The 17,396-nt window shown below is 62.1% G+C and carries 7 protein-coding genes and 1 tRNA gene; 3 read left to right on the plus strand and 5 right to left on the minus strand.

Annotation, left to right across the window (positions count from 1 at the left end; all coding sequences use genetic code 11):
* Positions 1 to 61: 61 nt before the first annotated feature.
* Positions 62 to 2,428 carry a phosphoribosylformylglycinamidine synthase subunit PurL gene (purL, locus tag QM649_RS13400; protein ID WP_415199554.1) on the minus strand — a complete coding sequence of 789 codons (2,367 nt, stop codon included), beginning with the start codon at positions 2,426 to 2,428 and terminating at the stop codon, positions 62 to 64.
* A 96-nt stretch (positions 2,429 to 2,524) separates the two neighbouring features.
* Positions 2,525 to 3,484 (minus strand): homocysteine S-methyltransferase, encoded by a 960-nt coding sequence (mmuM, locus tag QM649_RS13405; protein WP_415199555.1) that lies wholly within the window; start codon positions 3,482 to 3,484, stop codon positions 2,525 to 2,527.
* Positions 3,485 to 3,659: 175 nt separating this feature from the next.
* Between mmuM and QM649_RS13410 the strand changes: the two genes are divergently transcribed.
* A tRNA-Pro gene (locus QM649_RS13410) sits at positions 3,660 to 3,736 on the plus strand.
* A 444-nt stretch (positions 3,737 to 4,180) separates the two neighbouring features.
* On the opposite strand, the gene QM649_RS13415 is transcribed toward QM649_RS13410, so the two are convergent.
* Both QM649_RS13415 and QM649_RS13420 read right to left on the minus strand, forming a co-directional pair.
* Positions 4,181 to 5,605: a sulfatase gene (locus tag QM649_RS13415; protein ID WP_415199556.1), complete on the minus strand. Its 1,425-nt coding sequence runs from the start codon at positions 5,603 to 5,605 to the stop codon at positions 4,181 to 4,183.
* Positions 5,606 to 5,712: 107 nt separating this feature from the next.
* Positions 5,713 to 9,057 (minus strand): carboxypeptidase regulatory-like domain-containing protein, encoded by a 3,345-nt coding sequence (locus QM649_RS13420; protein ID WP_415199557.1) that lies wholly within the window; start codon positions 9,055 to 9,057, stop codon positions 5,713 to 5,715.
* A gap of 529 nt (positions 9,058 to 9,586) precedes the next feature.
* Here QM649_RS13420 and QM649_RS13425 point away from each other — a divergent pair.
* Both QM649_RS13425 and QM649_RS13430 read left to right on the plus strand, forming a co-directional pair.
* Positions 9,587 to 10,819, plus strand: a complete 1,233-nt coding sequence (locus QM649_RS13425; RefSeq protein WP_415199558.1) for an anaerobic sulfatase maturase — start codon at positions 9,587 to 9,589, stop codon at positions 10,817 to 10,819.
* A gap of 93 nt (positions 10,820 to 10,912) precedes the next feature.
* Positions 10,913 to 13,285, plus strand: coding sequence for an arylsulfatase (locus QM649_RS13430; protein WP_415199559.1), 2,373 nt, complete (start codon positions 10,913 to 10,915; stop codon positions 13,283 to 13,285).
* A 68-nt stretch (positions 13,286 to 13,353) separates the two neighbouring features.
* Here the strand turns inward: QM649_RS13430 and QM649_RS13435 are convergent, their stop codons facing one another.
* On the minus strand, positions 13,354 to 17,055 hold the full coding sequence (locus tag QM649_RS13435) for a carboxypeptidase regulatory-like domain-containing protein (RefSeq protein WP_415199560.1): 3,702 nt from the start codon (positions 17,053 to 17,055) through the stop codon (positions 13,354 to 13,356).
* Between the last annotated feature and the right edge of the window lie 341 nt (positions 17,056 to 17,396).

A 17,396-nucleotide genomic window follows, 5' to 3' on the forward strand; every position in this document is an offset into this window, starting at 1 on the left:
GCTTCGCTTATGCCGAGGATCTGGGTGGACTGGCCGGGGAAACCTTCCATCAACAGCGGGTTCACGCGAGCACCTCGTTCGCGGAGTGGTCGTGCAGGGTCTGTTCGAGCGACTGCGACCACGGCGCGCGGAGATCGGCAACGGTGCTGTCGATGACCGGGGTCTCATTGATGCTGACCTTGAACGCACCGCCGGTGACGTGACCGAGCTTGTCGGCAAAGTAGCCGAACTCTTCGGCCAGCGACTCGATCTCGACGATCTGCGCTTCATCGCAGGTGATGAGCACGTCGCCGTACTCGGAGAAGAGATTGAAGTAGGGCTTGAGCTGGTCTGCGGTCTCGGCGGAGTTGTCGAGGATATCGACATCGACACCGAGCTTGTTGGCGAAGCCGCCTTCGGCCAGCGTAACGGCCATGCCGCCGTCTCCAATGTCGCTGGCCGAGTGGATCAGGCCGCGCTCGGAGAGCTCGGCGAGCAGCTTGTGCAGGTTCGCTTCGGCTTCGAGGTCCAGCTGCGGCACTTCGCCCCAGAACGACTTCAGGAGAGTCTTCGCGAACTCGGTCGAGCCGAGCTTGCGATAGGCATCCTGATCGTCCGCGGCTTCGGTCTCTTCCGAAGTATTGGGCCAGAGCCAGAGGATCGCATCGCCCGCCTTGCGGAAGTCCGAGCCCACGGCCTTGGTCACGTCGTCGATTACGCCGACGATGCCGAGGACAGGGGTGGGGTATATGCCCTCGCCCTTGGTCTCGTTGTAGAGCGAGACATTGCCGCCGGTGACCGGCGTGCCCAGAGCGTTGCAGGCCGCGGCGATGCCGTCGATGGCGGTGGAGAGCTGCGCCATAATCTCCGGCTTTTCCGGGTTGCCGAAGTTGAGGCAGTTGGTGGTGGCGACGGGCGTCGCGCCGCTACAGGCCACCTTGCGGGCGGCTTCGGCGACGGCGTGCTGCGCGCCCAGCTCGGGGTTCAGATAACACCAGCGGCCATTGCCGGCGAGCGCCATGGCAATACCGCGCTCGTGGCCCGGAGTGCCCGTGCCCTTGATGCGCATGACGCCGGCTTCTGCGCCGGGGCCCTGCACGGTGTTGGTCTGCACCATCGAGTCATACTGCTCGAAGACCCAGCGCTTGTCGCAAACGTTCGAGGACGAGAGCAGCGTCTTGAGATCGGCCGTGTAGTCGCGCGGTTTGCTTAACTCGGCAAGCACCTCCGCCGGAGCATCGACCGGAACCGGAGCCTTCCACGTACCGACGGGACGGTGATAACGCGGCGCGTCGTCGGTCAGCGAGGTATTCGGGATATCCGCCATCAGCTCGCCCTTGTGGACGATGCGCATGCGCGGGTCGGCAATGACGGTGCCGACGATGGTGGCGTCGAGCCCCCACTTATAGAAGACGTCGAGCACTTCCTGCTCGCGGCCCTTCTCGGCGACGAGGAGCATGCGCTCCTGCGACTCGGAGAGCATCATCTCGTAGGCGGTCATGTTGGTTTCGCGCTGGGGAATCTGGTCGAGGTTCATCTCGACGCCGACACCGCCGCGCGCGCCCATCTCGCAGCTCGAAGAGGTGAGGCCGGCAGCACCCATGTCCTGGATGCCGACGATCGCGCCGGTCTTCATGGCCTCGATGCAGGCCTCGAGAAGCAGCTTCTCCATGAACGGATCGCCCACCTGCACGTTGGGGCGCTTCTGCTCGGAGCCTTCCTTGAACTCTTCCGACGCCATGGTCGCGCCGTGGATACCGTCGCGGCCCGTCTTGGCCCCGACATAGATCACCGGATTGCCGACGCCGGTCGCCTTGGCGTAGAAGATCTCATCGCGACGGACGAGGCCGAGCGCGAAGGCGTTCACCAGCGGATTGCCGGAATAGCAGGGCTCGAAACGCGTCTCGCCGCCGAGGTTCGGCACGCCGAAGCAGTTGCCGTAGGCCGCGATGCCGTGGACCACGCCCTCGAGCACGGAGTGATTCTTGTTCACCAGCGCCGCATCCGCGGAGCCCGGCTCGATGGGCCCGAAGCGCAGCGAATCCATGACCGCCAGCGGACGGGCGTTCATGGTGAAGATGTCGCGCAGAATGCCGCCCACACCCGTGGCCGCGCCCTGGAAGGGCTCGATATACGAAGGGTGGTTGTGCGATTCGATCTTGAAGGCGCAGGCCCAGCCGTCGCCTACGTCAATGATGCCGGCGTTTTCACCCGGCCCCTGCACGACACGAGCGCTCTCGGTCGGCAGCCGCTTCAGGTGCACGCGAGATGACTTATAGGAGCAGTGCTCGCTCCACATCACGGAGTAGATACCAAGTTCGGTAAGGGAAGGGGTGCGGCCAAGCGCGGCGAGGATGCGTTCGTACTCCTCGGCCGTGATGCTGTGCTGAGCCAGAAGCTCGGGCGTGACGGTGACCGGTTTAGGGGTCACGGCATTCTCTGATTTCATGGCGATGAAACACTATTGTCGCATGCGTGCGCGGGGCGGCGCTCGCCACAGGGCCGGATTCACGGGGATTCACGCAGGAACCTGTTGGCAGAATGGTTACTTCGGTGCGGCCGCGGCGATATCATGCACCGCGCGGATGTGCGCCGGGGTCGTCCGGCAGCATCCGCCGATGGCCTGGGCTCCGACAGCGTACCACTGCTTCGCCAGTGCGGCATAGCCTGCGACATCGGCAGGGCCATATGCCGAGGGATACCAGGAGCGGGTTTCGGCGTTCCAGAGCTCGCCCGAGTTCGGGTAGGCGATCGTGGCCTTTTTCGTGGCCGGCCGGACGGACTCGAGCAGCGGCAACACGAATCGCGGCTGGGTGCAGTTGACGCCGACGGCGATCACCCGCTCGCAGTCCTCGTCTTCGTCCTCCGGATCCCCGAAGACGGCCGCGCACTCGGCCAGCGTCTCGCCGTGGGCGACATGCGCCTCATCGCGGCAGGTGAACGAGACCCAGGCGGAGATATTGGGAAAATCGGCGAGGGCAACCGCGATGGCGCGCGCCTCCTCGAGCGAGGGCACCGTCTCGAAGGCGACGAGGTCCGCCTTGGTGTCGGCAAGGATTTCGAGGCGCCCGGCGTGGAAGTCGACCAGTTCTGTGAAGGGGATCTCGTAATTGCCGTGGAATTCGGCTCCATTATGGAGCGCTGCGCCGTAGGGACCGAGCGAGGCGGCGAGAAAGACCGGACGCGGGCTCTCGGCGGCATAGAGAACACGGGCCTCCTCGGCGATTTCCACTGAGCGACGGAGGGCATTATGGGCGTGATGCGCCGGGCGGCCCAGCTCCTCGTATCCCAGCGCCGAGACCTGGTAGCTGACGGTCGAAATGCAGTCGGCCCCGGCATGCAGGTAGTCGAGATGGACCGCGCGAATGCGCTCGGGCACGGTATCGAGAATGTGCGCCGACCACAGCGGGCCGGAGATATCGAGGCCATGGCGCTCGAGCTCGGTGGCCATACCGCCGTCGAGCACGCGGACCGGCGCGAACTGGGCTGGCGTCAGGGGTCTCATCGGGCGGCCTCGGCCGTGAGCATGGTGAAACATCGCGCAGAGGCGCGGAGAAAATCCGGCGGCAGCGAGGCGAGTTTCGTCCGAAAGCGCATCTTTCTGTTACACTTGATTCTAGCTCGCAACAAGGCCGGGAACACCAGGACCCATCGCCCGCGAGTTCCCAGCAACAGCAGTTCGGGGAGTGGCTCAGCCTGGTAGAGCACCTGCTTCGGGAGCAGGGGGTCGGAGGTTCGAATCCTCTCTCCCCGACCATCTAAGGCCTTCGGCCAATCCTTTCTAATCCAGATGTAAACGCGCCGGCTATGCAGCCTGGCGGCAGCTTGACGTGCCCGTTTTCTCCTCCGCACATGAGTACGAATGTCATGAGGCGGAAGACGGCAGCGTTACCGGCACGGTACTTTTGCGGGATTCCGCCAAAAATGGACCAGTGCTGCAATAGTCACATGGTCGCTATGGCAGATGTCTCTCAGATCAACGCTTCCCTGCCCGCGCACGTACGCCCCGCCTGCAAACAGTGCGGAGGGCACGCTACCCATCGTACCCACAGGAGAGTGCTCGAGCGCTTGCTGTTCCGGCTTCGCGCCTATCGCTGTGATGAGTGCAATAAACGCTTTCTTGCTCCCTTTCAACAGGATTAACCCCATAAAACCCAGCGAAGGCCAGGCCGGCGAAGTTTGCCGGCCTGTGTTTTTTGCCTTACGCAGGCCGCACCGGCTCCTGCGGAGAGATCCCGTCCGGATCGTTGACCACGGCGCCGGCAGGAGCGGCAACCGAACCCTGCAGGAGCGGATCGTTCGTCGCGACCATCCAGCGGTGCAGGCGTCCGCGCACATCCTCGAGCTGCGCGGCATAGGCTGGATCGCCCGCCAGGTTCTCATGCTCGGTCGGATCGAAGAGCAGATCGTAGAGACTTTCCTGCGGCAGGCGATGCGTCGCCCATCCCGCTTGCAGCCAGAGTGACTTGCTGAGGCCATCGTCGCAGTTCGGCAGAACCGGCGTGGTCCTGCTGCCGAAGCGCCGGATGTACTTCCAGCGCCCGGTGCGCACGGCGCGAACCGGCTCGTAGGCGGCGTGATAGTTCACCTCGGCAAAGATCTCCTCATGCACCTCGGATACCTTGCCGTTGAGCAGCGGCAGCAGCGACTTGCCCTGCAGCCATGCAGGCGCAGCGATGCCGAGATAGTCGCAGAGCGTCGGGAAGAGATCGATCTGCGAGACCATCGCGTCCTGCACCACGCCTTTGCCGATGCCCGGACCACGCAGGATGAGCGACACACCCCAGCCATCGTCGGTGAGGTTGCACTTCATGCGCGGGAAGGAGATGCCGTGGTCGGTGGTGCTGACCACGAGCGTGTTCTCGAGCTGCCCGTTTCGCTCCAGCGCCTCGAGCACCCAGCGCACGCCGTCATCGAGAATGCGCGCGCTGGCGCGGTATCGCGCAAAGTCTTCACGCGTCTCAGGAGCATCGGGGATGGGACGTGGCGGAGCCTGGTAGTTTGCGCGGTCTTCGGCAGTCGCGTCGGGATACTCGCGATGCGTCTCGAAGAAGCCAATGTCGAGGAAGAACGGAGCCGCGGGCCTGCTGTCGAGAAACGCCACAGCCGCCGGGGCCACAACCGTCGCGCTCGTGCCATAGTGATCGGCCTTCGTGGATGGCCGCGCGAGAATGCGATCGTAGCCGATCGTCTCCGGCACTTTCGCCACGTGCTGAACGCCCGCCAGCACGGTGAGATAGCCCGCGTCATGCAGCGTATGCACCATGTGCTGTTTGTAATCGTTCAGCGAGAAGCCGCGATGCGCCAGCCCCAGCATGCCGCTGTTGTGCGGATAGAGCCCGGTGAGCAATCCTGCGCGGCTGGGCGAGCAGGTGGGCGCCACGCTGAACGCCCTGCGAAAGAGTGTGCCTTCATCGGCGAGCCGCTGGATGTGCGGCGTCGGCACATCGTAGCCGTAAGGCGCGAGATAACGGCCCGTGTCATGCGAATGCAGGTAGATGATATTCGGACGCCGTGTCAGGCCGGATGCGGCAGCCGGAATACTCGACGCAATCGCAGCCGCAGCCGTTCCCTTGAGAAAGTTACGGCGTGACACTTCAGGATTCGCGGCGTTGTTCTCTGTCAAAGCTTTTCCCTCTCGATCGCAACAGGAATGCGCAGTTCGCAGGAACGACGAACGTTACTGCGAACTGCGCATCCGTGTTCTGCGCGGTGCCCTGGTAAGGGCTCCGGTTAAAAGGTGTAGTGAGCGGCAAGCTGCAGCGTACGCGAAGCCGTCGCACCGCCGGAGAGACCGGTGATGGTGCCGAAGCCTGTCGATCCGAAGGTGGTATTCGGATTCGCAAGGTTCGCGTGGTTGAGCGCGTTGAACGCCTCCATGCGAAGCTCCAGCTTCTGCCCCTCCACCGTGTCGATGGTCTTGAGCAGCGTCAGGTCCGTATCCGCCAGCCCGGGACCTCGGCCGAAGGTGCGAGGCGCGTTGCCGAAGGTATAGTTCGCGTTCTGCGCGAAGGCGCTGGTATCGAACCACTCCGCAACCTTTGCCGCGCGCGAACGGCCCGAGCGCAGGTCGTTCGGATTGCCGACAAGATTCGGACGCACACCGTCAGAGTAGCTGCCGGTGTTGTTGGTGGTGTCGATCGGGCTGAGAGCCGTGCCCGAGCGAACTTCCTCGAGACCGCTGACGCTCCATCCGCCGATGACCTGATTCACGATGTACGAGTTCGCATGAATCAGCTTGCCGTGGCCGAAGGGCAGCTCATACAGACCGCTGAGGATGATGCGGTTGCGGATGTCGCTGCCGGAGAGTCCCCAGCGGCCCTTCTGGTCGTAGTAGTTGGTGAAGCCGTCGTTGGGATAGCCGGCCACGCCAAAGCGCGCCGCGCTGTTGTCACGCATGTGCGACCAGGTGTAATTCGCCTGGTACTGGAAGCCGCTGCTGTAGCGCTTCTGCACCTGTATGTTGGCCGCGTTGTAGCCGGATTGTCCATCATCCGGATACAGGCTCTGCACGTTCGTGAACTGCGGGAAAGGACGCAGCGACTGTGCCTTGTAGGCCGTAGGATCGGCCGCCAGCAACGCCAGATTCGACGGCGTGATCTGGTCGACACCCTCTGCGTTCGGGCTCACCAGGTGATGTCCGAACGTGCCCGTGTAACCGATGTCGAGCAGCGTGCTGCCGGGCAGCTGGTGCTGCCAGTCGGTGTGGAGCTGATAGAGATAGCCGGTCTTGTGATCCTTCTGGATCCATTGCACAGTGGTATTCGGCGTGGCGCCCACCGCGACCGCTCCATAGCTCGGAGTCAGCTGTGCGGCCGTCGGGTAGGATGCCTGTCCCGTACCGTCCGTGCCATTGTCCTTGAGCAGGAAGGCCGGCGTTCCGGCTACCGAGTTCGGCGAGGTCAGCGAGATGGAGTTGGAGAAGCCGAGCGCCAGCACGATCGGCGTGGCCTGGTCATACTCGCCTTCGTACAGGATGCCCGAACCTACGCGGAGCACATCCTTGTCCGTCGCGGAGTAGGCAAATCCGAAACGGGGTCCGAAGAGCGTGCGGTCGAAGTTGTTTGCGTAGCGGCTCTGTCCGTTGATGCCGGCAAAGGTGATGACGCCGGGCGTCTGCGAAACCGGGTTGATGGCCGTGGGATCGAACGAGTTCTGGCGGTTGTTGCTCAGGTAGCGCGGCGAATCCAGGTCCCAGCGCAGACCGTAGTTCACCGTCAGGCGATTGTTCACATGCCAGTCATCCTGGGCATACAGACCCCAGCTCCAGGCCAGCGAGTAGAGCAGCTCCGTCTCCTGGCGCGAAGCGGAAGCGACGCGGCCCAGCAGCAGGTTTGCGAGCGAGCCCGCTGCATTGTTACTGCTGATGCCGGTGGAGTTGAAGGTGAAGAAGCCGCCGGCCGAAGGCGAGTAGCGATCGCCGTCCGCAGAGGTGCGGTAATCGACGCCGTACTTCGTCTGGTGCTTGCCGATCTGCCAGGAAAGATTGTCTGCGTATTCGTTGGCGAGAATTGGCGTCTGCAGGCGCTGCTGCTGCGAAGCGTTGCCGATGGTGGCAAAGCTGCCCAGCGTGACACCGGGAAAGAAGTCGGAGTTGATGCCCGGCAGCGCGAGATCGGCCGCAGCGGCGGAGTTGGTGCCATTGGTGAGTGCGAGCGCCTGGCGGAAGGAGAAGGTCGCGCGCGCCTCGTTCAGAAGATTCGGCGTGAAGGTGTGATTCCAGGTGGCCGAGGGATTGTAGTAGTAGCTCAGCGTGCTGCTGCCGTAAGGATCGGTTCCCGCCGTGGGATACACGTTGGGAACGCTCGAATGCGAGGGGTTGGCCAGCAGGCGGCCGTAAACCGAGTCGCGATCGGAGAACTTGTGATCGATGCGAAGCACGTAGATATCGCTCACCGTCTGCGTCGTATCGTTGCCGTCGAAGTTGCTGGTGTTCAGCGTTGCGCCCGCCACGTTCGGCAGCGGATAGTACGAGGCCAGCTTCTGGCCATACGGATCGAGCTCGGAGGGCGGCAGCACATTCTTCTGGCCGTTGTAGACGGCCTGCACGCCGGTGTTCGGATCGATGACGGTGGCCGCCACCTCGGAGAAGTTGCCGGTGCGCTCCAGAGCATCGGGTACATTCAGCAGCAGGCTCGAGCTGGTGGTCTCGCGACGGCCTTCATACGTGAAGAAGAAGTAGGTCTTGCCCTTCCACAAAGGGCCGCCGAGGCTGGCGCCGAAGAACTTGTACTGCAGCGGCGGATTGCTGGTGGTGAAATCCGGAACTGCCTGGAATCCCTGGCTGCGATAGTAGAGATACGCGCTGCCGTGGAAGTTATTCGTGCCGGACTTGGTGGTCATCTGGATGAAGCCGCCGCCGGAGCGGCCGAGCTCGGCCTTGTAATCCGAGATGCTGAAGCTGAACTCCTGCAGCGAGTCGATGGGCAGGTTGAACTCCTGCTCGGGCACGCCCTGCAGAAGGTTCTGCGTAGTGCCGCCATCCACCGTATAGTTCGCATTGTCGCCGCGGCCGCCGGCCACGGTGAATTCCGTGCTCGAACCGGTACCGCTGCTTACGACCATGCCGCTCAGGCGCTGTAGCTGCGTCGCCGTGCGGTCGAGAAGCGGATAATTCGTGATCGCCGTATTCTCGACTTCATCCGTGATGGACGAAGAGGTCGACTGAAGCTGCGCCACATCGCTATGCACTTCGATCTTTTCGACGACATGCCCCACGTTGAGCGTGAAGTTCACCGCGGAAGCCTGGCCCGTGAAGATCTCCACGCCTTCCTTGGTCTGCGAGTCGAAGCCATCCTTTACGACGGTGATGTCGTAGTGGCCGGGAAGAAGGATGGGGAAAGAGTAGAAGCCCGACTTGTCCGTGGTCTTCGACTGCGAGAGACCGGTTTCCGTCCTTGTCACGGTGACGGTTGCGTCCGAGACCTGCGCCTTCTGCGCATCCTGCACCGAACCGGTAAGTGAGCCATCATTCTGCGCTCTTGCGCTGACCGCGCCGAGACCGCCAAGAAGAACAATCGCTGCAATCAGGGCACGCACAGATAGACTGCCGCGCCTGCGTATGTGAAGAGTCTTCACACCGCCTCCTTAAAAATTTTCAATTGAAAACAAAAAAGCCCACGACAGGAATCGTGGGTGAAGCAGGAGAGATCTCGAGGACCTCTTGCACTACTTATCAGCAAAACCGCGCGCCACGCCGCTGCCTAATCTGCGAGAGACAGATGAGTGCGACAACAACAGGCCGTACGCTGTGCTGTGCGGGAGCGCATGAACCTATATAGCCATAGCGATCTTCAAAAAGCAACGGATTTGTGCAGACCGGCCTGGATTGCCGGGAAACGCTCTCACGCTCCGGCCATCCATGATCTTGACAATCCCTCATCCGGCCAGCATCATCGACTCGATGCGTCTCCGTTCCAGCCATCACGAGAGCTGTTGTTGTCACCCTGGTGCCTCCCCGGCATCGGAGTCTTTCTCGTGGACATCGGCGACGACGCGCTTCTGACGCAGCACTCCGTCTCCGCATCCAGCGCATGGCCGACTGCGAGAATGCCTTCGCGGGCTTTTCCCTTGTGTTCCGCATCCCTGTGGCGTATCAGGATCTTCGATGAACGCGTTTCACATCATGGCCAAGCCGCACGGCCCGATCTGTAACCTCGACTGCACGTATTGCTATTACCTCGAAAAGGAAAAGCTCTACGCGAAGTCCGGCCGCGGCTTCCGCATGCCGGACGATGTGCTCGAGAGCTACATCCGCCAGTACATCGCCTCGCACCCCTCCTCGCACGTCAGCTTCGCGTGGCAGGGCGGCGAGCCGACGCTGCTCGGCGTGGAATACTTCGAGCGCATTGTCGCGCTGCAGCAGCAATACGCAAACGGCAAGACCATCGAGAATGCGCTGCAGACTAACGGCACGCTGCTCGACGATGCATGGGGCGAGTTTCTCGCGAAGAACCGCTTCCTCATCGGCCTCTCCATCGACGGCCCCGAGCACCTGCACGATGCCTATCGCGTCGACAAGGGCGGCAAACCGAGCTTTGCACGCGTGATGCGCGGCCTCGATGTGCTGAAGAAGCATGGCGTCGAATTCAACACGCTCACCGTGGTCAATCGCAAGAACTCCTACCACGGCCGCGAGGTCTACCGCTTCCTCAAGCAGATCGGCAGCCGCTATCTGCAGTTCATCCCCGTCATCGAGCAGGTCGCGCACGAGCCGGACCACAACGGCCTGCGCCTGCTGAAGCCATACGCGCGCACGCAGACGCAGGTCTCCGAGTGGTCTGTCGAATCGCTGCAGTTCGGACGCTTCCTACAGGAGGTCTTCGACGACTGGGTTCTTCAGGACGTCGGCCGCGTGTACGTGCAGGCCTTCGATGTCGCACTCGAGTCATGGGCCGGACTGCCGCAGTCGCTTTGCGTCTTCGCCCCCACATGCGGCAGCGCCCTGGCGCTCGAACACAACGGCGACCTTTACTCCTGCGATCACTTCGTCTACCCGGAGAACAAGCTCGGCAACATCACCGAACAGCCGCTGCTGCGCATCCTCAACTCGCCGCAACAGGATCGCTTCGGCAAGGCAAAAGACACGGGACTGCCCGCGGAGTGCCGCAGCTGCGATGTGCGTTTCGCCTGCAATGGAGAGTGTCCCAAGCATCGCTTCACGACCACGGCGTCAGGCGAGTACGGACTCAATTATCTCTGCGCCGGCTACAAGCACTTCTTTCATCACATCGATCCGTACATGCGCTTCATGGCGAACGAACTTCGCCGCAAGGGCGCGCCGGCCCGGGTGATGGAGTGGGCTCGCACACAACGCCAGCGCGAAGCCGTAACTGCTTAGCGAAAGCATTCCGCCCGGCCACAGAGGCCGGCACACATCCCCGCAGCAACACACGGAAATCTGTAATCGCAATCTGGAATCAGGGAGCAATGCATGAGACGAAGAAAGAAACTCGGGCTTCTGTTGAGCAGCACGCTTGCCGCGCAATCCTGGCATGCCGTATGGGCGAGCGAAGATCAGGCGCCCAAAGATCACCAGCAGGATTCGACGGCCGCGGAGCCCGGCCACGACGCGCAGCATGCGCCGCAGCCCGGATGGCCGGAGCCGCCAACAGCGCACGCAGGCGCGCCCAACATCGTGCTCATTCTCGTTGACGACGTTGGCTTCGGCACCACGAGCGCCTTCGGCGGCCCCATCGCAACACCGAACTTCGATCGCCTCGCAGCATCGGGCCTCAAGTACAACAACTTCCACGTCAACTCGCTCTGCTCCCCCACGCGCTCTGCCCTGCTGACCGGCTACAACAATCACGAGGTAGGCTTCGGCACGGTTGCCGAAGCGGCGACAGACTATCCCGGATACAACACGCTGCTGCCGGAAGAGATCACGCCCGTTGCGGAAGTGCTCAAGGAGAACGGCTACAGCACGGCGGCCGTAGGCAAGTGGCACAACACACCTACCTGGCAGGTGAGCCCCGCTGGCCCGTTCGATCGCTGGCCTACGGGACGCTGGGGTTTCGAGCATTTCTACGGTTTCATGTCCGGCGCCGACAACCAGTACTACACGCGCCTCTACCGCGACACCACACCGGTTGAGCCCTCAGCCACACCCGAGCAGGGCTACCACTTCACCACCGACATCACCAACGAAGCGATCAAGTGGCTGCATGAACACGATGCCGTCGCGCACGATAAGCCTTTCTTCCTCTACTACGCGACCGGCGCCACGCACGAGCCGCACCAGGTAGCGCAGAAGTGGATCGAGAAGTACAAGGGCAAGTTCGATCAGGGATGGGATGTCATCCGCCAGCAGAGCTTCGAGCGCCAGAAGAAGCTCGGAGTGATCCCCGCAAACGCAGAGCTGACGCCGCGCCCCTCCACGCTGCCCGCGTGGGACTCGCTCACTCCCGACCAGAAGAAGCTGCTGGCGCACCAGGCCGAAGTCTACGCGGGCTTCGCCGAGCAGACCGACTATGAAATCGGGCGCCTGATCGATACAGTGCGCGAGGAAGGCCAGGCCGACAACACCATCTTCATCGAGATCTTCGGCGACAACGGCGCGAGTGCCGAAGGCGGATTCGAAGGACACGATGCGCAGGATGTGAACGGCAAGCCGCTCGATCTCGCCGCGCGTCTCGACTCCTCCGGCGCGCTAGGCAGCGAGGTGTATATGAATCACTTCGCCGCGGCCTGGGCATGGGCTCTCACCTCGCCCTTCCAGGGCACCAAGCAGGATGCCTCGCACCTCGGCGGCACCACCGATCCGCTGGTGATCTCATGGGCCGGGCACATCGCGGACAAGGGCGGCCTGCGCTCGCAGTTCGCACACGTGAATGACATCGCCCCGACGCTCTATCAGCTCGCGGACATCGCACCGCCGTCCACGCACGATGGCGTGAAGCAGTTGCCGATCGAAGGCACCAGCCTCGCATACACCTTCGATCATCCGAACGAGCCCTCGCATCATCATGTGCAGTACTTCGCCACCAGCGGCAATCGCGGCATCTACAAGGATGGCTGGTGGGCGGGCGATCTCTACCACGAGACATGGGAGAACAACGCCGCGCTCTGGTCCGGCAACAAGCAGGATCCCGACACGCATCCGTGGGAGCTCTACAACCTGAACGAGGACTACAGCCAGGCGCACAACCTCGCTGCGACGCATCCGGAGAAGCTCAAGGAGCTGCAGGCTCTCTTTGCGCAGGAAGCCGAACGCAATCACGTCTATCCCCTGCTGCCCGGCGTCACGCCTTATCCCATCGGCCAGGGGAAAGGGCAGAAGGTCTTCACCTATCGCGCAGGCGTCGATCGCATTGTGCCTCGCATCGCGCCGAATATCTCGGGCCACGCCTACACCATCACCGCGGATGTCGATATCCCCGCGAGCGGCGCGCAGGGCGTGATCTTCGCTCAGGGCAGCCGCTACGGCGGAGTAACCCTGTACGTGAAAGACAATCGCGTCGTCTATGAGATCAACGCGCACGGCAACCGCTCCGGTGAGATCGTCGCATCCGATCCGCTGACACCGGGCAAGGCGCACATCGTCGTAGACGTCACACCGCATGAGCCGCTGAAGAAAGAGGCCACGGTGACCCGCGCCTTCTACGCGCCGCCGCCGACTGCCGGCACCGGGCAACTCTCCATCAACGGCAAGGCAGCGGGACAGGCTGACTTCGCGAACGTCGTCGCCGCATCGAACGAGACGCTCGATATCGGCAGCGACCTTGGCTCGCCCGTAAGCCAGGACTACCAATCCCCCAACCGCTTCACGGGAACCATCGACACCGTCTCTGTCGAGATTCACTGATTCCTGCGCTATAAACGCCGACAGCCGGACGGATATCTACTCCGTCCGGCTGTCGGCGTTTTGCTTCTCTAGAATTCGATTCTTGCGGAGAACTGCGCGAGGCGCTTGTTTGTGAGAAGTGTTGTCGCCTGTCCGAAGTTCTGCGGATTATCGAGCGTTGCGCTGATCGAATGCGAATCGAAGCGCACACTGTTTGTGATGTTAAACATCTCCCAGCGGAACTGCAGGTTGGTCTTCTTCGTGATAGGGAAGGTCTTGTCGAGGCCCGTGTCCCAGGAGAAATACCCGTCGCCGCGCATCGGATTGCGCGTGCCTGAGTCGCCGGGCAGCGCGTGATCGAAGGCATTGAAGACCGCCGAAGGATTCGCAAAGCGCTGCGTGAGATGCCCTCGCGCCGCAGCCTTGCCGGGGATCTTCGAGATCTGCGTCGCCCATCCCTCGATGTCCCAGTTCGTCGGATAGTACGCGCCGTTATCCATCATGAAAGGAAAGCCGCTGGTCCAGCGAAGAATGCCGGTCGTCGTCCATCCACCCGCAATCTCATCCGTCAGCCGGTTCGCGCTGGAGAAGAACTTCTTGCCGCGGCCAAAGGGCAGATCCCAGATGTAGTTCGAGTTGATCTGGTGCCGCACATCGAAGTCCGACACGCCGTAGAGCTGGTTCGGCATCCAGCTGTTGATGATCTGCGCATAATTCGTCGCGCCCGACGTGCTCAGGCGCTCGGACTGCGAGGTGAGATCCATGGACTTCGACAGTGTGTAGTTGAAGTCGGCCTCGAGCCCCGCGCCAAAGCGCTGGCGATAGACAGCCTCGAGCGCGTTGTAATTCGAGTAGCCGATGGAGCGCCACGCATAGAGCGCCGAATACTGATCGTGATAGAAGCGATAGGAAGGATACGCCTGGTTCGGATTCACCCCGGCGCCACTCAAGGAGTCCGGCACGTCAAGCTCGTAGAGCGCATACGTCTCGTTGTACAGATTCTGCTGAAAGAGCTGGTAGACATTTTGCGTCGCCGTCACCGCACCTGCGCCGTAGCCGAGGTCGACGTTGTTCAGCGCGGAGAAGACCTGCTGAAAGTATGGAATCTCACCGACCGCGCTCACCGGCGTGCCCGCGCGAGACTGTATCGCCAACTGGCGTGCCGCTGCAAAGTACGTGCTGCCTGCCGCGGCAAGATTCGTCGGCATGGCCACGTCTTCCTGCGTCAGCAGGCGATGCGCGAGGCGCCCGACATACGAGATCTCGAGTGAAGATCCATTGCCAAGCTCGCGCGCGATGGAGAAATCGATGAGATGCGAGTATGGCGTCTTGATCGCGGAGTCGAGACCCCAGCTGATTGCAAAGTCCGTGCTCGCGGGAATGGCCGGGAATCCGCCCGCGGGCGCAGCAGGCAGGATGCTCGAAGGAATATCGTTCAGTGTGGTGAAGCGCGGCGCGGTGCCGATGTAGACCGAGCCCGGCGCGTTCGACAGATCGGACGACAGGCCATACGAGCCGCTGGTGTCGAAGGTGTTCACCGTCGCTGCACCGAAGTGATCGAAGACCAGCGAATAGCCGCCGCGAATGCTCGTCTTGCCGTTCCCGAAGATGTGATGGAAGATGCCGGACTCCGGCGTGGGGTTGAAAGCGAAGGCCACGCGCGGGCCGAAATCGGCCTTGTCCGGATTCCAGAAATCCGGCTGGTGGTTGTAGCGGCCATTCAGATTGAAGGCCAGCTCGCCGACATCGTTCGCCGCCTCACCCGCAGCCGCATAGGCTCCGCTCTCGTCGTAGTACCTGCTCAGCGAAAAGGGTTGGCAGACACCATTGCTGATCATGCATGAGCCCACCTGCGTGCCGCTCTTCTCTGCGGGCGCTTGCAGATAGGAATAGCGCAGGCCATAGGTCAGCGTCAGGTTCTTGAGCGCCTTCCAGGAATCCTGCGCATAGAACTCGAACTCCTTCCAGCCGTAGTCGCGCTTCACCGGCGCGCCGATCGCCAGCGCCGTGCCCTGCTTGTCGTAGTTGTAGATCGCATCGGCCTCGGTGATGATGCCGGTGATGCCCAGCAGCGCGCTGTTGTACTCGTTGCCGTAATTTGAGAAATCGACAGCTGGAAAGCCATAGACCGGCGGGTCGAAGGGACCACCGCTGTTGGCGACCGTCGAACCGTTCGAGAGCCAGCCCTGGTTCATCTGCGCGTCCGGGAAGGAGTTCGCCGTGCTCACGCGCCGGTCGTCGATGAGACGGATATTCGTGCCGAACTGCAGGTTGTGCGTCTTCTTCGTCCACGAAAGATCGTCGACGATATTCTGCACCGGGATAATGGCGGAGATCGAGCGCGAGAAGGATTCGGGCTCTGCAACCGCGGCCAGGATCACCTCCGGCTGGTTCGAGACGCCGGCGTTGTCCACACCCTGGCGCGTAAGGCCATAGCGGAAATTATTTACCAGGTTATTTGTCAGCAGAACCGTATAGCCCGCTGCGAATCCCTTGTTGTTCGTGAGCGTGCTCGTGGAGGGCGGTTGCCCAGGAAATGCCGGCGCGGAGGGCTCATCGTCATTCTGCAGATTCCCGCGCCAGAAGGCCGTATGCTTGCCATCCTTCGTAATGTTCCAGTCGAAACGCGCGATATACGTGTTGTAGCTGCGCTTGATGGTGTACGGAAAGCGATAGCCCTCGGTGTTCAGCCCATCACCCTGCGTAGGATCGTTCGGCTGCGGATATGCGTTATAGATCTGGAGGATCGCCTGGCTCACGCCGATGTTCTGCGGATCCATCGATTGAATATCCGCGGGCGTCAGCAGATACGTCTGGTCCGCGCCGGCTGCATTCAGATACTCATACTGCAGGTTGCCCGCGCGATACGACGCTGTCGGCACCGCACCTGCATTCACGCTCTCGCCTTCGGTATCGCGCTGGCCTTCGTAGTTCAGAAAGTAGAACGCCCTGTCTTTCCAGATGGGCCCGCTCACCGCGCCGCCAAACACATTCCGGATCAGCTTCGGCGGCGTATTCGGCTCGCCGGCCGCAAGCTCCTGTTCCTTGTTGAAAAAGTCATTCGCCTCGAGAAGATTGCTGCGGTTGTATTCGTAGAGCGCGCCGTGCATCGTATTGCCGCCGCTGCGCGTCACCAGCGCCACCTGCGCGCCCGAGGAGCGGCCCGCATCCGCATCCGGATTGCTCGTTGTCACACGGAATTCCGCCACCGAATCCTGCGTCACGCGCAGCACACTCGTGAATGCGTAACCGTTGTTGATGTCATTTACGTCGACGCCATCGAGCGTGATGTTTGACTGATCGCTGCGTCCGCCGTTCACCGCGCCGCTGCGCGAATCACTCGCGTTGTTGCCGACGGCATTGGTCCCGTTCTGATCGTCGGTGCGCCCCATGTACGTAACGCCAGGCTGCAGGCTTAGCAGATCGGGCACGTTGCGGCCTTCAATCGGCAGCGACTCTACCTGCTTGCCCTCGAAGGCGTTGCCCATCGTGGCGTCGGTGGTATTCAGCACCGGCTGCACGTTGCTGGTCACCTGCACCTGCTCGGTCACCGCGGCCACGCTCAGCGTAATGTTCACCGTCGCGGGCTGGCTCACCAGCAGATCCATTCCCGTCTTCTCGGCAGACTGAAATCCCGGCGCAGAGACAGTGAGGTCATAGCGCCCCGGTGCGAGCTGCGAAAACTGGAATTCGCCGCTGCTGTTGGTGGCATTCACGCGCGTCGCGCTGGTCGATTCGAGCGTGAGCTTCACCGTCGCGCCCGGGATGATGGCTCCACTGCTGTCAGCCACCCGGCCTCCCAATGAGGTCGTTGCCTGAGCCATGGAGCGACAACAGGCGCCCAACATGCATGCGCCAACAAGGAGAACGGAGACGAACTTCCTGAAATGCATTGCGGCCTCTCGACAAAGAGCAGTGGATCAACAGTTCGTGCGGGGATGGAGTGAAACGGATGCGCCGAATGGAAGCGCTGCGAAAATGTGTTCACTGTTTATATCCAAAGGCCTCCGAAGTAAAAAGCATTTTTTCGTTTGCCAAGCCGGATGAGGCTTCACGCGCAGATATAGAGAGACAAGCGTCTGTCCACCACTGGACAGCGTGCTGAGACGCAGCCTGCGTCCATCCGCGCTCT

Origin of the sequence: Silvibacterium sp. (assembly GCF_047605705.1) — a bacterium.
Taxonomy (GTDB): Bacteria; Acidobacteriota; Terriglobia; order Terriglobales; family Acidobacteriaceae; genus Silvibacterium.

Bases quoted from the DNA above. Each gene is read 5' to 3' on its own strand.
- QM649_RS13425 (WP_415199558.1), top strand. From the start codon at position 9,587: ATGAACGCGTTTCACATCATGGCCAAGCCGCACGGCCCGATCTGTAAC.
- QM649_RS13430 (WP_415199559.1), top strand. From the start codon at position 10,913: ATGAGACGAAGAAAGAAACTCGGGCTTCTGTTGAGCAGCACGCTTGCC.
- mmuM (WP_415199555.1), bottom strand. From the start codon at position 3,484: ATGAGACCCCTGACGCCAGCCCAGTTCGCGCCGGTCCGCGTGCTCGAC.
- purL (WP_415199554.1), bottom strand. From the start codon at position 2,428: ATGAAATCAGAGAATGCCGTGACCCCTAAACCGGTCACCGTCACGCCC.